The sequence below is a fragment of the Saccharicrinis sp. 156 genome, assembly GCF_050589685.1.
Taxonomy (GTDB): Bacteria; Bacteroidota; Bacteroidia; order Bacteroidales; family Marinilabiliaceae; genus Saccharicrinis.
Genome location: NZ_JBNGOS010000016.1, coordinates 48,297 through 65,107, shown reverse-complemented (window position 1 = coordinate 65,107; position 16,811 = coordinate 48,297). Strand labels below are relative to the sequence as shown.

Here is a 16,811-nt window from a genome sequence, read left to right as displayed (position 1 = left end):
AGGAGTATTTTATATATTCCAATTCAATAATTAATGCTCTTTTACGAACAACTCTACATCTGAAGCCATCAACCTTTTGAGAAGCGTTTTTGTCAAATGCGGAGCAAAAGTAATAGGATTATTGAAAGTATGCAATATCTTTGTGAAAAAAATAATAAAAAAACAACAATAAAACGATAAATAGCTGATTATGAGTAGGGTTCTTGGAATGGGAAATGCACTTGTTGATATTTTGGCGAGGATGGAAAACGATGAATTGCTGAAGAAGCTAAATTTTCCGAAGGGAAGTATGCAGTTAGTGGATGCTGAAACTTCATCTAGGGTATTACAGGAAATAGCCAATTATGCCAAAGAACAAGCTTCGGGCGGGTCTGCGGCCAATACCATTCACGGGTTATCTTGCCTGGGTGTATCCACCGGTTTTTTTGGTAAGGTTGGTAAGGATGAGTTGGGGGCTTTCTTTAAGAAAGATATGAGTGAAAACAATATTGAACCCAAGCTATTGGAAAGCGACCATGCTTCAGGAAAAGCGGTTGCGCTTATCAGTCCCGATTCGGAAAGAACATTTGCGACCTATTTGGGCGCTGCGGTAGAACTTTCGGCCGAAGACATCATTGATGAACTGTTTCACGGTTATACTCACTTTCATATTGAAGGGTACCTGGTATACAACCAACCTTTAATTGAAAAAGCGCTCAAATGTGCCAAAGAGGCCAACTTAATCGTTTCGCTTGACCTGGCCAGCTTCAACGTGGTAGAAGACAACCTGGCCTTTTTAAAGGATATGGTGGCCAAATATGTGGATATTCTTTTTGCCAACGAAGAGGAGGCCAAAGCTTTTACCAGCAAAGAGCACAAAGAAGCATTGGAAGAGATGGCGAAGCATTGCAATATCGCTGTTTTGAAACTGGGCAAGAAAGGTTCGTTGATTAAACATTTTGAATCCATATTTGAGGTAGGTATTATTCCTGCCAACAGTATTGACACAACCGGGGCTGGTGATTTATATGCCGCTGGATTCTTGTATGGATTAATAAACCTGTTACCACTTGATAAGTGTGGTGCCATTGGGGCACTGCTCTCGGGTAATGTGATCGAGGTTGTTGGCCCTAAAATGGAAACCGATCGCTGGGATAAGATTCACACTGAATTAGAGAAGCTGAGAAATTAAAATTTAACGGAACAGGTAGAAGAGTGCTTCCTATAGGTGCTTGCTACCTGTTCCTTTTTTTATCTTTATTTCTTTTTAAAAGGTCTGATCAACACCCTTAACGATTGATCACGGGAAAAATAACTCTGGGCCCAATTGATAAAGATGAACAAACGGTTTTTTACGCCAACAATGGCCATCAGGTGAACCACGAGCCACATAAACCAGGCTATTACACCCGAAAATGTAAACGAAGGAAGATCCACCACCGCCATGTTTCTGCCAATAGTTGCCATCGAACCTTTATCGCTGTATTCAAATTGTTCCGTTGTATCTTTTACTAAGTTTCTGGAAAGTAATCGTGCTTGCTGTATAGCAACTTGGGCTACTTGCGGGTGACCGTTCGCATATTTTTCAGTTTGCATGGAGGCAATATCACCTAAGGCATAAACGTCATTAAGCCCTTTAATCTGATTGGTTCTATCCACTGCCAAACGATTTCCCCGCACGTAATGCTCTTCCGGGATCCTGTTGATGCGTTTCCCGCCAACCCCGGCCGTCCATACCAAGTTTTGAACTTTATAAGAGGTGCCGTCCTCTAAAATCATTTCATCACCATCATAATCCAAAATTTTAGTGTTCAGATGTACCTCGACACCTAATTGAGTGAGAAACTTGAATGCATCCTTACCGGCTTTTTCACTCATTCCATTTAACAGCCGGGGAGCAGCCTCGTAAAGCCGTATTTTCATCCGACTAAAATCAAGCTCGGGATAATCTTTTGGCAGTACATAACTTTTCAATTCGGCGATAGCCCCGGAAAGCTCCACTCCGGTTGGTCCTCCTCCTACAATCACCACCGATAATTGCTTGGCCTGTTCTTTTCTGTCTTCCGTTAAAATGGCAGCTTCAAAGCTTTCTAAAATACGGTTTCGAAGATTGATGGCCTGAGCCGTTGATTTCATGGAGATACCATATTCTTCGATATTTTTATTGCCGAAGTAATTCGTGTCCACTCCTGTAGCAATCACCAGTTTATCGTAGCTTAGTTCGCCAGCTTGCGTAACGATTGTTTTTTCGTGAGGCTTTACCTCCAACAGTTCGGTATTTCGGAAATGTAGATTGGTATGTTTCTGAAATATTTTCCGTATGGGGAAAGATATGTTGCTGGGTTCCAGACCAGAGGTGGCCACCTGGTAAAATAACGGTTGAAACTGATGAAAATTTCTTTTATCAATCATCACCACCTGATATTGTGACCCTGCCAGGTTACGGGCAAGTTTTAAGCCCGCAAATCCAGCTCCAATGATCACCACTCTTTTTTTACCGTTTGCTGGTAAATTAAAACTTTTTTCCATTTTTTAAAGACAATAGACGACAGGACATCCCTGAGTCTGTTTTAATAATATACCACACAAACTCGCCATTAAAGAAATTGTTCGTTAATTATAACTTTTTTAGGGATTATTAGGTTTCGTACATATTTATAAAGAGATGCATTATATGATACAACCTCGTTTGGATTATTATTACTAAATAACAATTAAAACATTTTGGCATACGATAATGATGGGTCTCAAGCCTTAGAAGCTAAACTTCATGGCTACACTTAAAAAATTACCTTCCGTGGTAAAGGAGTAGTAGGGTTGGAGTATGAACATTTCTAAAATATCCATGTACATGCCAATGGTCTGGCTATTGTGCCATTTATCGGAATCTTCACCATCTAACCAAACTCTACCTATATCGTAACCCCCTAACATTCCAATATGCATGGGAACATAACTGTTGTTCCAATTCGCGAGTTTAAAGCGTACATCGGAGTTGTTATAAAACAAAGATTCGCCTCTGAACCTGTCCTTTCTAAAACCTCGCAGGTGAGTGATGTTACCAAGACTTGGATAATGGTAAAACTGTGGATCACCTTCAACAAACTGATACCCCGAGCTGTTGGCTAAAACAATTTTGGGTCTGTTGGACACGGTAAGGTAAAAACTGGCTTCTGAATCAAATTCCCAAAGGTCGTTATACCCCGATATTTCGTTCAAATATGACAGTCCTATGTTGAATTTAAAACCATTGGAGGGATTATTTTCCCTATCCAGTGCGCTAATACGATAACGAAGGGTTCCCCCGCCAAAATGTTTTCTTTTCAATTCTTCATCGGTAAAACCTATTTGCCGATCTCGGGCCACACGACCTACTGAGTTCTCCAGACGCACTGTTTCATAAACAGGCCCGAACACAAAACTTTGACGCTCGTTTTTACTGTGCCATCCAAACAAAGGGGAAATTTTAGTAGAACGTTTGCGAACCCAGTTGTATTGTTTAAGACTATCGGGATTGACAGACTCGTTGCCATAGCCAAAAAAGTTTTCAATTAATGGATAATCGATATTAATGGCAGGTACAAAATCCAATCGGCCTATCACGTTTGTGAAATGAGCGTTATAACCAATGGTAAATGCGTCCTGACTGCCCGGTGCCACCGAAAAATAGGCAGTGTGTTTAGATTTGAAAGGCTCTTTTCGCCAACCGTGCTGTGTCCATGTAAAAGTACCGCCCACCCACATACCATCGTCTTTGGTGTACCCCGCTGTAAGCAAAGGTAGGTGGGTGTTATACACGAAACCTTTACGTTCGTATTCGTTCACCTCTAAATCTTCGGAGGTTTTATCTGCAAATCCATCACCTTTCATTTTGATTCCCTTGTGATTATCATACACGAAAATCCTGTTGGCCGGAGATTCATTTATAACCTTATCATCATCTTCTCCACCAATAATCCTGATTTTTATTTTCTGATTATCGCTCCCGGTTATTATAAAGTCATCCTTGCCCCTTAAACCATATAAACGTATTTCCTTGGTTTCATCAGGATAAAAAGTTCTTTCAAACTTTTTTATGTCATCTTTCTTTTTTCGGGATATGAAGTAGGTAACTTTAACCGAACCATCTTCGTTTTTACGCACGTAAAACGCATCATCTTCATCGGTACCCGAAACCTCTACCTCCTTTGAAATGAATTCATATAGTTTCCTTCCCATTTCAAGCATATTGGCACGGCGCTCCTTTAAAAGCGGGACCAGTTCCTTGTTCATTTCCTGAACCTCTTTTGGCAAGGCTATTAAAGAAGATGTGATCACTTCGTCGGTCATGTCTTGTTGTAATTGTTTAATTATGACTTCCCAATCGCTCCATTCCAATTGATTTAGGAAATAACGGTCGAAATAACGCGCATTGAAAGATTGATTTTTCACATCGCGCACGTTTCCTTTCATGGTTTTAAATTTCTTGACAAGAAAAGTTGAAACATACCATGGTATTGCGCCTTCGAACTTATAAAAAGCCTGATCCCTGTCCCGGGGAATGGGTCGGTACAATGTGCTATCCTCTTCTTCGAATGATGCCCAGCGCCACTGGTCGTCGTGTCTGTCCCAATCGTGTACCCAAAGGTCAAACATACGCGATTTGAGCACCCATTCCTGATCCACAAAATGGCTTTTTTTCTCGCGAAGGTTCATCAGCAAATCGGTATAGCCAATAATCTCCTTGCTATTGCCAAACTGTTTGGCATCGCTCCAATCGCCGTTAGGTCGTTGTTCCAATAAATATGCCTCTTCGGGGAACAACGAGTTGTAATTCCCCAATGCTTTTTGATGTTTCAAATAAACCAGTTCGGGTCTGGTATAGTAAATCCCGGCTGCTTTGGATAAGGTAGGTAACATCAATGCACCGTACGGATGGCTGGCACTGTTTATATCTTTCATGATGTCCATTGCCTTGAGGGTGCTAATCTTTTCGTCTACTAACTTGGTGTAATCCTTTTTAATGGAACGAAGGATATATTGTTTTCCGTCATTGACTTCCATGCGTAAGGAATTGGACGACATTCCGCCACCTTTTTTAATAGGGGTAAGCCCCCCCAGCTTGGTTTCTAAATTGATAAAAGGAAGGCGCACAGGTGTTGTCCAAGTGCTTCGGTATTGTTTTCCTAACCAGAACTGCTTTCCTTTGCCTGCCGCAAAATGTGGGTTGGCCGCGGCAACCGTATCGCTTAGCGATACTGACGGGTAAGTTTTGGCAATGTTTACGGAACCGGCCTTGGGTTCGCGTAGCTGCTTTTTAAATTCCAGTTTTGGTTCGGCTTCAAATCCAGCTACAGTATAGAATTCTACCCATGATTCGTTGTTTTCGAAAAAATTAATTTTAGCATATCCCCTGGCTTCCCTCGCATATTCGGCATCTCCACCCCTCGCAGTATAATTTAATTTGCTTCCCGATCCACTTACAATATACCTTAAATCCTGATCCTCGAAATATTGCAAGGAGTGTTCATGGCCTGCGGCAAATATCACATCAACACCCAGTTCCAATGCCATATCGTTAATGCCCCGTGTTAATTCCTGATATTTTTTGTTTGCTAAATCCTGAATATCACCTGTTGTACGACGATATATTGGCGCCACGGAACCAAGTACTGGCAGAGGTACCCATAGGTTCTTTACTTTGTGTAACGGGAATAAGTGATGCTTCCAGGAAAAACGACCTCCGTGTTCCCCGTCACTTTTTATCGGATGATGCATCAACATCACAATTTCGTCGTTTTTATGATCCATGAAAATTTCTTCAATTCGTTCCAGCAGGTCAGCTCTTGTTTTAATATCGCATCCTTTGTTTATTTTCTTCTCTTCATCCCAATTCTGGAGCCACCACTGGCTATCAATAAAAACGAATACCAAATCTTTGTGAATTTTAACTACCATAGGGTCTCCACAACCATTGCCGGGATACATCTTCACCTTCTTCTCAAAATCATCCTCAAAGTATTCCTCGATATAATCTTCTTGCCGCTTAACAGCTTTCAGCCCTTTCTTTTTGCCCTTTTTCCAATCGTGGTTACCCGGTATAAAAAACGTATTTCCGTTACAGAACCTAGCCAGTTCTAACGATGCATTTATCGTTTTCTCCATATAAGCCCTGTCTGCATTATTTTTAGTGGGAAGTCCCCAGGGATATAAATTATCGCCCAAAAAAACCAGGGTGCTCGGGGTTGTGGTTGCAGACAGATCCTGACCAACTGCTTCCAGTACATAATTTTTCCCTAAGTTATTGTTGTCGAGCTGACCCGCATCTCCAACTAAAAACAAGGTATGTACAGGTTTGGTAGTTGGGGATGTAACCTGTGATTGCCAGTTCAAACTCTCAAGGCCATAATACGGAGTGCGAATGGTTCCGCATGAAACAATAAATGCAATGAATAACAGAGAAAGTATAATCTTCATAATTGGTAACGGATATTGTAGGTTACAATTTTCTAATGGATGGACGAGTAAACAAATATTCTTCCTCTTGTTCCATGTCCTTCTGTACTTACGAATAAAGTACCATCCGGACTGAAGCAAATACCTTCGGGTTGAGGGATCTTACTTTTATCAAAGAAAACGCATTGAATAGGTTTATGTTCCAATGAATAAACCAACATCATGCTTTCAACAGCCGATACAATATAAACATGTTTCGTTATGGGATGCACAGCAATGCCCGATGGAGAAAAACCTTTTGCTCTATCTTCTGCTTTTTTACTGCCGCCATCATTTTTTATGAGTTTTGATACCTTTTTGCGCTTAATCAATAAAAAAGGTTCTTTGTTTAATTTTTCCTTAGCCAGGTTAAAAGAATAGACGGCCTTACTTCCTTTGGGATCCTTTTCGCTCAGCGTTTTTGCTTTGCACGATACTAGCAATTGTTTGTTCGTAGTATCATATCCCAATCCTTCCACATCGTTTTTTAATGAAAGCCGGGTTTCAATTTTAACAGTTTCTGTTGGAGTTTTTTTGTATATGTCGCCATTGCTTTTTACGATATAAATATTGTTTCCAACCTTTTCAACTCCTTCATAATCACCTGTGGAACCAAATTTTTGTTGACTTAGAATTTCTCCGGTCGTTGGATTTAGCTCGTAAATAAGTCCTTGTTCGTCGTTAATAGCCAAAAGATTGTTGTTTGCACTGTTGAACGACAATCCGGATATTTCGGTTAAAAAGGCACTTAACTTTATAATATTGTCTGGTTTTTCAAAATTATAGTGGGCCAAGTTACTCGAGCCCGATTGATATGCATTTATATGTTGGGTATCACTCCCCGAACTGAATTTACAAGAAAAAAGCAATAGCAATAATGTGATAATGGGTAGAACCTTGAACTGCATATTTTAAATTTTAGGATGCTACAAATTAAGACTAAAATTTCAACTGACTTAAGATAAATTTATTGTATTGATAAAGAAACGTGTTCAATGATGAATTGTTGACTTTGAAATGGCATAGATGCTAATGTTGAAAGATTGCATTCTTTGCTAGGAACTTATAAGCAAGGATACCATCATACAACTAATATTACAGCAGAAACAGTAGCCACAAAGGAATGGTTATTAACGAAAGCAAGTGGGTAATTAAAATGGTTCCGCTAATAAGTTTTTGGTCTGCCCCGTATAGTTCGCCCAATACCTGGCTTGCCATGGCACTCGGCATTACAGCAACAATAAGCATTACATTCAGGAATGCATGGTCCGGGAAAATTTGTTTGAAAAGAACAACCCCCAAAACAGGAATTAAAATCAACCTGAACAAAGCCACCGACCATAAATCCAATTCTTTTAAATCGCTCAATTTAATTAATCCCATCCGTCCCCCTACCATTATCATCGAAATAGGGATAGTGGCCTGTCCCAATTGATAAATAGTTTTTTGGGAGTAGTTCAAAAACAGGCTGTTGTCCAGTAGATTTTGGATGGGCATTTTAAGTACATAGAGACCGACAAGTACCATCAACGAAAAATAAATGCTCACCATTGGCGGCGAAAGCAAATGTTTTAGGTCTTTTATTTTAAATCCTCCTTTGTTCATGTTGAGGATAGAAATTCCAAGCGTCCACACCGCCAGCTCGGCACCCAGCGTCGATAAGATTAAGGCACCCATATGCTGTTCGCCATAAAGTTTTGAGATGATAGCCAAAGGCAAAAAAGAGTAGTTGTTGGTGGTCATCTGAAACAAAATACTCTTGCGCCGTTGCAGGTCGTTACATTTAAAAAAGCCGAGATAAATTAATCCAACCACATACCCTAACAGGCAGAATACAAAAATAGCTACGGGCAGCTGCCATGATGCCAGGACCTTTGACAGGGTAAAGTTTTTTGTGATTGAACTGAATATCAGGCATGGATACAGTACTTTAACAATAATCTGGCTGAAATCCTTAAGGGCAGGTTCGGAGATGATGTTTTTGCGAATGACCAAAAATCCGGGTATCATCATTAAAAATACCGAAAGCACATTTATAAACAGCGTTTGGAACATCTTTTAACTTTTGACCGTAAAGGTAATACTATTTAATAAATGTAGATTTGTCATTGGGAATGGGTAATTCTGCCTAGAAGGGTGGGGAAGGTTTCAAAATTGAAAACTTGGTCAGGTAATGTCGAAGCGGAGGTTGTTGCTCTTTAGCTGAAAACGCAGCAGGTCAGCTTGTTGCCATAAATATCACAATTTTTTTTTGGAAGGCATTGGAAACAAAAGAAAACCTATCTAAATTATAACTTTTATCTCGAACTCACGATTGAGTTGTTGCTTTTTCACGCTTTACAAAATTTAGATGTTATGTTTTGTCCCGTTTTATTTGAAATTTTTTGACTATCGCATCTTTACAAACGACACCTCTTCATAAATATCGGAAATGCCAAAGATATGATAGCCATTGTTTTTCATTTTTTGGATAAATTCGATGGTTTTCTGTTTCCCTTCTTTAAAAAAACGTTCGTGGAATTCAATGGCTATTTGGTTAATTTCTACGTCAGCGTCCAATATTCCATCAATAACTTCGTATTCGGCACCTTCGATATCCATTTTGAGCAGGTCTATTTTCTGATGACCTAATTCGCCAACAATGTCGGCAAAACATTTCATGTGAACATCAATCAAATCGTGGTTGGAAACACTGTCGTGGGCCACTAAGCTGCCAGACACATATTCCTTATTTTTAGGAAGGTGGAACTGCATCACGCCAGTTTTCGGAGCAATTCCATATTCGTATAAACTAAATTTCTCCGGTAAATCCTGTTCTTTGCACCAAGCTATGGATTTTGGTGTGGGGTCAAAAGCAAAGATCTTACATTCATGATTTTCGATGAGCGATTTGTCAAAAGAAATATCTTCGCCAACACCAAACGAATAAACCACAGAATGCTTATTCAACAATTTATGTCCCACGTAAAAACCGCCACCTTTGCTTCCATACCATTTTTTTGGTAAACGGGTGGTTCTTTTTATATGTTTATATTTTCCCTTAACAAGGAAATATAGCCTGGTAAGTTTTGAATTCATGATATGTTAGTTTGTAACAAAACTAACAAATATTGGAATTAAATGGGGATGCAGGAATAAATTAGGATTATTGTAGGTTTAAATATTTTTTTTCTGTCTTTTCAGTTTCCCTGATGGTGTTTCTTTTTCCGTAAGAAATATTGCAAGAACCGACCTGATACTTGCACTGGAAAAACAATAAATGATGTAAATTATTTTGGGTAACTCTGTTTTGATTTTTTCAAATAAAACGTGATTAATCGAGAAGAGGCTGTCTCATAAAAGACAGCCTCTTCAATCAAATCAAAAATCCGAAAATAAAACAGCACGCCCGCCTAGCAGTCTTGGGCTGCGAGCGAATAGTTATTGCCCTAACCGAATGTCTTATTTACGTCCTTGCCCCTGTCCACGGTTTTGCATCCTTTCTTTTTCCTGAGCCACCAGTTTTTCAACTTGTTCCTCTGTTAGAACTTTTTTTAGCTCTGTCATTCTTTCGTCACGTATAGTCTTCATGCTTTCACGCATCGCCTCTCTGTCTCCTGAGGCATTTTTTCTAAGTTCCTGTTGCTTATTGGCATACTTTAAGTTGATGGATTGGATTTTAGTGGTTTGTTTGTCAGTTAAGCCCAAATCTTCCTTCATACGTTCAGTTTGTTTTTTGGCCATATCTTCGGGAGTGCCCATGTTTCCTCTTTGTGGACGTTGGGCTTCTAATGAGAATGTGATTGCGAATATTGCAACGAGGCTAAATATTAAATTTTTCATGGTGTATAAATTTTTTAGTGAATAATTTATTTCTTTAATGATCATTTACTGTGTTAGACGACAGAAAAGAAAATACCCCTCATAAAAAAACTGTCCACAGATTTTACAAATTAAAACGGGCATGGATGAGCAGGTTTTGATATAGGGATAACCTGAGAAATTTGTGGATAAATGAATAAAATATTTGCCAAGCAAATCGTTTAATTCATGTTTATTTAAAACCGTTTATGTTTTAACAAGAAAACGAAAAACTTAAGGGAGATAAAAATATGGTGATACAAAGTAGAAAGCAAGCCATAATGTTGAACCATGATTTTAAAACGTTCTTTTAGGCCGGGAACAATGTTTTGTTTGGTAACCCCCCCATCCAGGAATTTGGACATAACAAGGTTGGTATTGCAGATATTTTGCGCCTTTTTCATGGCTTTGAGGCACCATTCAAAATCGGCCGAGAATTGATACCCGAGGTTGAAATGACCCACCAGGCTTTTTTTAACGATAAAAGATTGATGGCTAACCAACATTCCTTTTTTAAAACTCTTCCAATTAAGTGATACTGGAGTTTTTAAGCGACGGTCACCTATTTCATGGCCATTGTTATCTATCATCACTGTTTCGCCATAATAAATATCGGCATTTGGCCATGTGGCAACCGTTTTTTCAAGCGTTGTGCCGTCATATATCTCGTCACCTGAATTCATAAACCAAAGATAGTCGCCGGTGGCCATATCTATGCCTTTGTTCATGGCATCGTAAATACCCTTATCGGGTTCGCTTATCCAATAGGTAATAACCTCGTCATATTTTTTGATGATGTCAACCGTTAAATCCTTTGAAAATCCATCGATAACTATATACTCAATGTTTTTATAGCTTTGTTTTCCAATGCTTTTAATAGTCGCTTCAAGGGTAGGTTCACCGTTATAGACAACTGTAATGATAGAAATTTTAGGATTAGAGGTCATTTATTTGCTAACAAGAGATGAATACAATTCGTTGTATTGCCTGGCAACCTCCTTATTGGAATATTTATCTTTTACAAATTTGGTTGCCGAGAATTTAAATAAATCGGGATTGTTCTCATATAACACATGATGAATTCCAATGCCCAAATCATTGCAGTTGTTTGCCGATACTACATATCCGGTTTCTTTATGTTGAATCATTTCGGGTACGCCCCCAATGCTAAACGCAACAACAGGTACCCCACAGGCCAACGATTCCATCACCGTATTGGGTAAATTATCCTCCAACGAAGGTAAGACAAAGGCATCGGCGCAGTTATACAGTTTAGCCATTTTATTTTGGCCGGATATAAAATCAATTTTATGCCATTTGTACGGCAGCATGTTCATCTCTTGTGTTTTACACTTTCCAAAAACAACCAGCTCAAGTTCCTTTGTTAAGTTTGGATGTCTGATATTCAAAAAGTCAAGTGCTTGTGCCAATTGTTTGGCACCTTTTCTGGGATCATTAATATTTACCGCACCAAATAACAAAAGCTTTTTATCCAGCGGCAGTCCAAATTCTTCCCTGCATTGTTTCGTGTTTAATGGCGTAAATACCCTTGAGTCGATCGGGTTGGGTATGCTAATTACATTATGCTTTTGCAGTAAGGTGCTTTTTTGAGCAGTTCTTTCCATCCATTTGCTACAAGCAACCGCATTTATTTTTGTGTTATCCCAAATTTTCTTTTTTTCGCGAATGATCTTGTTCGAGAGATCCTTTTTGCCCGGACGCCTTAAAAAAGGACAGTTTCCGCAGCTGCCCATATAGTTTTCACATGGGCCTGCATAGTGGCAGCCTCCCGTAAATGGCCACATGTCGTGCAATGTCCAGACTATTTTTTTGTTCAGTTTAAATAGTTTCTTTATCGTTTGTAACGATAAGAATCCTTGGTTAACCCAATGCATATGGATAATATCGGCGTCTAGCACCAAAGGATGTTTGCTGATATCGATTCCCGATGTGGCGGGCGAAAACCTATACCTTACCGTTTTGTTTTTTTCGTGAGGCAGAAACCGAAGTCTTTCCATTACAAATCTACCGAAAGCTTTCTTTTTAGCTTTTTTTGAGTTGGTTAAGCATTTTACATCATCCGTTTCTTCAACCGTATCTTCCACCAGCATTTTTACTTTTGTACCACTCTCTTTTAACGCATTAAATAGCCTGGTGGCAGCTATGGCAGCGCCTCCGTTTGTCAAGGATTTATTAATAATTAAAACTTTCATGGCACAAGGTTTCCTTTCAAATATATTGATGGAACGACATCCAGTTTAAAAACAAATTTGTTTTGTTGCTGATAAAACAATCAATAGTTATCTTTTGGTTCGAAGCTTATTATGGTCAAGTGTGTAGTGTAATCCTCGACTCTCTTTGCGTTTCATAGCCATTCGTATAATTAAATAGCCAACATTTATTTTATTACGCAACTCGCACAACTCTTTGGTAACTATGGAATCGTCGAAAAGACTTTCTGTTTCGCGATATATCAGTTCAAGTCTGTCCAATGCCCTTTTCAAACGCAAGTTAGAGCGAACAATACCTACATAATTACTCATTATCTGCTCCACCTCTTTGTTGGTCTGGGTAATCAAAACCATCTCTTCGTTGTGGGTGGTCCCTTCATCGTTCCAACTGGGAATCCTGGAGTTGTGCTTAATCTCCTTGACTGTTCCAATCGCATCTTTAGCGGCCACATCGGCGTATACGATAGCTTCGAGCAAAGAGTTGCTCGCCAAACGGTTTGCGCCGTGTAGGCCTGTAGAAGAGCATTCTCCCGCAGCATATAGGTTGACAATAGAGCTGCGTCCCTTTAGGTCTACTTTTATTCCGCCACACAAATAATGGGCAGCAGGAACAACAGGAATCATTTCCTTGGTAATGTCGACTCCAACTTCCAGGCATTTATGGTATATGGTTGGGAAATGTTTCTTGGTTTCTTCCGCATCTTTATGTGTAACATCGAGATATACATAGTCTTCACCGGTGTTTTTCATTTCGTTATCAATGGCCCGGGCAACGATATCCCTGGGGGCCAGATTACCTCTCTTGTCATATTTTTCCATAAATGGTACGCCATCCCTTCGTTTTAGGATAGCACCATAACCCCGCATGGCCTCTGTAATTAAAAAGGAAGGGCGATCTTTGGGGTTGTACAATGAAGTGGGGTGAAACTGCACAAATTCCATATTTTCGATAATCCCTTTAGCACGGTACACCATGGCAATCCCATCCCCGGTTGCAATAGTCGGGTTGGTGGTGGTTTGATAAATATTACCAATACCTCCGGTTGCCATCATAATTATTTTAGATAGAATGGTATCTACCTTTCCCGTTTTTTGGTTGAGAACATAGGCACCGTAACATTCTACGTCGGTGCGCCAACGGTAAGTTATTTCGCCCAGGTGATGCTGGGTGATGATATCTACGGCATAAAAATCTTCGGCAAATTCAATGTTGTCATTTTGATTAGCGGATTCGATTAAGGCACGCTGAATTTCAAATCCGGTATTGTCGAGATGATGAAGGATGCGGAACTCCGAATGGCCACCCTCTTTATGTAAATCATACTTGCCTTCTTTGGTTTTATTGAAGTGTGTGCCCCAGTCAATCAGCTGATTAATCTGCTCAGGCGCATTTTCGACAACCATTTTAACGGCTTCCGGGTCGGAGAGCTGATCGCCTGCCACCATGGTGTCCTCAATATGCTTTGTAAAGTCATCGGGTTTGTATGTAACAGCAGCAATGCCGCCCTGTGCGTAGGCCGTATTGGTTTCTGCTAATTTAGTTTTGCTAATGACTAATACTTTGCCGTAAGGTGCTACTTTTAGCGCAAAGCTTAAACCTGCGATTCCGGAACCTATTACCAGAAAGTCCACTTTCTTTCTCATCCTAAAATATTGTTTTTCCTCTCCAAGTGCCGCGAATTGACACTATTGTTAAATTATTGCAAAAACAAATATAGCTATTTCAATAGTCTTATTAACAATAGATTATTAGATATTTAGACAATAGATAGGAGACTGATTTGCAAGATGCTTAAAATCACTGTGGTATTGTTTTTAATAACCTTTAAAAACCAGAGCTTGAGAAATTAATGCCCACCGAAGGTTATCTTGTTACTATTCAAGCAAGGCGACTCCTCTGCTGTGGAATTATGCTTTAATCATTTCTTATTTATAGTTACGGATTAATTCGGAAAAAAAGAATTTTGGTTTATTTTTGCAGTCTGATAAACCAAAGCGCCTTATTTCAATATTTTACGCAGGGTGCTTGGTTTAAAAACTGAATTAACATATAACGATAGTAGAAGGAGTCTCGACGTGTTATCTTCTCGCCAAATATATATAAGCGATGAGATGTCAATTCCCTGTCCGCAGACAGGCGCGACTCTACATTTATAATCAAATCATCTATAATCGAATAATACCGGTTGTGATTTATTATTGCAAATACTACTGCTCAGTTTTGTATTTGAAAATAAAGCTGCATCGGCATTATAAGGGTAGTAAAAAATTAAGTGTACAATATGGCTCAGGAAGATGTTTTTAAAAAATTAGTAGCCCACTGCAAAGAGTACGGGTTTGTTTTTCAATCGAGTGAGATTTACGACGGATTGGGAGCGGTTTATGATTATGGTCAGCTTGGTGTTGAATTAAAAAACAACATTAAAAAGTACTGGTACGATGCCATGGTAAAGTTAAACGAAAATGTGGTGGGACTGGATTCCGCTATTTTTATGCACCCGACCACCTGGAAAGCATCTGGACACGTGGATGCCTTTAACGATCCTTTGATTGACAACAAAGACAGTAAAAAACGCTACCGTGCCGATGTGTTGATTGAGGATTTGATCCAAAAATTTGAAGGCAAGATAGAAAAAGAAGTTACCAAGGCTAAAAAACGTTTTGGAGAGTCTTTTGACGAGGAACAATTTAAGACGACCAATCCTCGGGTTTTATCCAACCAGGAAAAAATAAATACCATACATTCTCGTTTTAGCAAAGCGCTAAACGATAATGATCTGGATGATCTAAAGCAGATCATTATCGATTACGAAGTGGTTTGCCCGATCTCCGGAACAAAAAACTGGACGGATGTTCGCCAGTTTAACCTGATGTTTGGAACCGAAATGGGTTCTACTGCGGATGGAGCCAGCAAAATTTATCTTCGGCCGGAAACTGCACAAGGTATTTTTGTGAACTTCCTGAATGTGCAAAAAACGGGTCGTATGAAGATTCCTTTTGGGATTGCCCAAATTGGTAAGGCATTCCGTAACGAGATAGTGGCCCGACAGTTTATCTTCCGCATGCGCGAATTTGAGCAAATGGAGATGCAATTTTTTGTTCGTCCCGGTGATGAAATGAAATGGTTCGAGTATTGGAAAGATTTCCGCATGAAGTGGCATAAGTCGCTGGGTATGGGTGATGAAAACTATCGCTACCACGACCACGAGAAACTGGCCCACTATGCCAATGCCGCCACAGATATTGAGTACCGTATGCCGTTCGGCTTTAAAGAAGTGGAAGGAATCCACTCGCGTACCGATTTTGATTTATCGCAGCATCAGGAATATTCGGGCAAAAAACTTCAATATTTCGATCCTGAATTAAACAAGAACTATGTTCCTTATGTGGTAGAAACATCCATTGGGGTTGATAGAATGTTCCTAAGCATTATGGCAGGTGCCTATACAGAAGATGAGGTTGAAGATGCCAAAGGCAAAAAGGAAACCCGTGTAATGCTTAAGTTGCCAGCAGCTTTGGCTCCGGTTAAAATGGCAGTACTACCTTTATTAAAGAAAGCCGGTCTGCCAGAGAAAGCCCGTGAGATTGTGAATACTTTGAAGTTCGACTACAACTTACAATACGACGAGAAAGACAGTATCGGTAAGCGATACCGCCGTCAGGATGCTATCGGAACACCTTTTTGTATTACTGTTGACCACCAAACTTTGGAGGATAATACGGTTACCATCCGTTATCGCGACACGATGGAGCAGGAACGTATTGTTATAGCAGATTTAGAAAAAATACTTGAAGAAAAAGTAAGTATGAAAAACTTGTTTAAGGAGCTGGTATAATTAGAGTATAGTTCCAAGTTGAAAGTATTAAGGCAGTCCATTGGGCTGCCTTTTTTTAGCCAGGATTGTTTTAAATACAAAACGCAGGATGGCTGCAGTCTTTTTTACTCATATAATCTACTGTAAGACCTGTAAACTTGCTTCTTCTTTCATTTGATGTTGAGTAAAGAAAGACCCCCATATACCTTTAAATGATGCACCTTGGTCAACTTTTCGCCGATTCATCCTGCTATTTGCGTTTTCTAGCTATGGGAGTCTTTTTAAAGACTGCTTTCCACACAATATGGTATCATTATCCGATAAAGTTTTGTGGCTTTAGTTAACGCTGCTGGTGCGGGCAATAAAATAGGAATAACGCCCCAGCCCATCCACATATCATCACAAGTTACATTGGGTATCGTATTCAAATTTATTGAATTAAGCTCTACCGGAATCTTATTAAATTGGATAT

General features: G+C 39.6%; 11 protein-coding genes. 2 read left to right on the top strand and 9 right to left on the bottom strand.

What is annotated here, in order from left to right:
* The first annotated feature begins 190 nt into the window (after positions 1-190).
* Entirely contained in the window at positions 191-1,171 is a 981-nt protein-coding gene (locus ACRD64_RS11775; RefSeq protein ID WP_430933559.1) for an adenosine kinase, read from the top strand.
* A 65-nt stretch (positions 1,172-1,236) separates the two neighbouring features.
* Here ACRD64_RS11775 and ACRD64_RS11770 read toward each other — a convergent pair whose 3' ends face one another.
* The 9 genes from ACRD64_RS11770 to nadB form a co-directional block, all read right to left on the bottom strand.
* Complete coding sequence (locus ACRD64_RS11770; protein ID WP_430933558.1) at positions 1,237-2,508, bottom strand: NAD(P)/FAD-dependent oxidoreductase; 1,272 nt, start codon at positions 2,506-2,508, stop codon at positions 1,237-1,239.
* Positions 2,509-2,733: 225 nt separating this feature from the next.
* Positions 2,734-6,435 carry a metallophosphoesterase gene (locus tag ACRD64_RS11765; protein ID WP_430933557.1) on the bottom strand — a complete coding sequence of 1,234 codons (3,702 nt, stop codon included), beginning with the start codon at positions 6,433-6,435 and terminating at the stop codon, positions 2,734-2,736.
* 32 nt (positions 6,436-6,467) lie between these two features.
* Positions 6,468-7,361 carry an SdiA-regulated domain-containing protein gene (locus ACRD64_RS11760; RefSeq protein WP_430933556.1) on the bottom strand — a complete coding sequence of 298 codons (894 nt, stop codon included), beginning with the start codon at positions 7,359-7,361 and terminating at the stop codon, positions 6,468-6,470.
* 187 nt (positions 7,362-7,548) lie between these two features.
* Positions 7,549-8,508 carry an AEC family transporter gene (locus ACRD64_RS11755; protein ID WP_430933555.1) on the bottom strand — a complete coding sequence of 320 codons (960 nt, stop codon included), beginning with the start codon at positions 8,506-8,508 and terminating at the stop codon, positions 7,549-7,551.
* A gap of 333 nt (positions 8,509-8,841) precedes the next feature.
* Positions 8,842-9,531, bottom strand: a complete 690-nt coding sequence (locus ACRD64_RS11750; RefSeq protein ID WP_430933554.1) for an FkbM family methyltransferase — start codon at positions 9,529-9,531, stop codon at positions 8,842-8,844.
* A 363-nt stretch (positions 9,532-9,894) separates the two neighbouring features.
* Positions 9,895-10,275 carry a DUF4890 domain-containing protein gene (locus ACRD64_RS11745; RefSeq protein ID WP_430933553.1) on the bottom strand — a complete coding sequence of 127 codons (381 nt, stop codon included), beginning with the start codon at positions 10,273-10,275 and terminating at the stop codon, positions 9,895-9,897.
* A 215-nt stretch (positions 10,276-10,490) separates the two neighbouring features.
* Entirely contained in the window at positions 10,491-11,240 is a 750-nt protein-coding gene (locus ACRD64_RS11740) for a glycosyltransferase family 2 protein (protein ID WP_430933552.1), read from the bottom strand.
* Positions 11,241-12,506 carry a glycosyltransferase gene (locus ACRD64_RS11735; RefSeq protein WP_430933551.1) on the bottom strand — a complete coding sequence of 422 codons (1,266 nt, stop codon included), beginning with the start codon at positions 12,504-12,506 and terminating at the stop codon, positions 11,241-11,243.
* Between the two features lie 87 nt (positions 12,507-12,593).
* Entirely contained in the window at positions 12,594-14,168 is a 1,575-nt protein-coding gene (gene nadB / locus ACRD64_RS11730) for an L-aspartate oxidase (RefSeq protein WP_430933550.1), read from the bottom strand.
* A gap of 638 nt (positions 14,169-14,806) precedes the next feature.
* On the opposite strand from nadB, the gene ACRD64_RS11725 reads away from it, so the two are divergent.
* Complete coding sequence (locus ACRD64_RS11725) at positions 14,807-16,360, top strand: glycine--tRNA ligase (protein ID WP_430933549.1); 1,554 nt, start codon at positions 14,807-14,809, stop codon at positions 16,358-16,360.
* Positions 16,361-16,811: the final 451 nt, after the last annotated feature.

What these genes read in the sequence shown, in the direction of transcription:
- ACRD64_RS11775 (WP_430933559.1), top strand. Translation starts at nt 191, where the DNA reads ATGAGTAGGGTTCTTGGAATGGGAAATGCACTTGTTGATATTTTGGCG.
- ACRD64_RS11770 (WP_430933558.1), bottom strand. Translation starts at nt 2,508, where the DNA reads ATGGAAAAAAGTTTTAATTTACCAGCAAACGGTAAAAAAAGAGTGGTG.
- ACRD64_RS11765 (WP_430933557.1), bottom strand. Translation starts at nt 6,435, where the DNA reads ATGAAGATTATACTTTCTCTGTTATTCATTGCATTTATTGTTTCATGC.
- ACRD64_RS11760 (WP_430933556.1), bottom strand. Translation starts at nt 7,361, where the DNA reads ATGCAGTTCAAGGTTCTACCCATTATCACATTATTGCTATTGCTTTTT.
- ACRD64_RS11755 (WP_430933555.1), bottom strand. Translation starts at nt 8,508, where the DNA reads ATGTTCCAAACGCTGTTTATAAATGTGCTTTCGGTATTTTTAATGATG.
- ACRD64_RS11750 (WP_430933554.1), bottom strand. Translation starts at nt 9,531, where the DNA reads ATGAATTCAAAACTTACCAGGCTATATTTCCTTGTTAAGGGAAAATAT.
- ACRD64_RS11745 (WP_430933553.1), bottom strand. Translation starts at nt 10,275, where the DNA reads ATGAAAAATTTAATATTTAGCCTCGTTGCAATATTCGCAATCACATTC.
- ACRD64_RS11740 (WP_430933552.1), bottom strand. Translation starts at nt 11,240, where the DNA reads ATGACCTCTAATCCTAAAATTTCTATCATTACAGTTGTCTATAACGGT.
- ACRD64_RS11735 (WP_430933551.1), bottom strand. Translation starts at nt 12,506, where the DNA reads ATGAAAGTTTTAATTATTAATAAATCCTTGACAAACGGAGGCGCTGCC.
- nadB (WP_430933550.1), bottom strand. Translation starts at nt 14,168, where the DNA reads ATGAGAAAGAAAGTGGACTTTCTGGTAATAGGTTCCGGAATCGCAGGT.
- ACRD64_RS11725 (WP_430933549.1), top strand. Translation starts at nt 14,807, where the DNA reads ATGGCTCAGGAAGATGTTTTTAAAAAATTAGTAGCCCACTGCAAAGAG.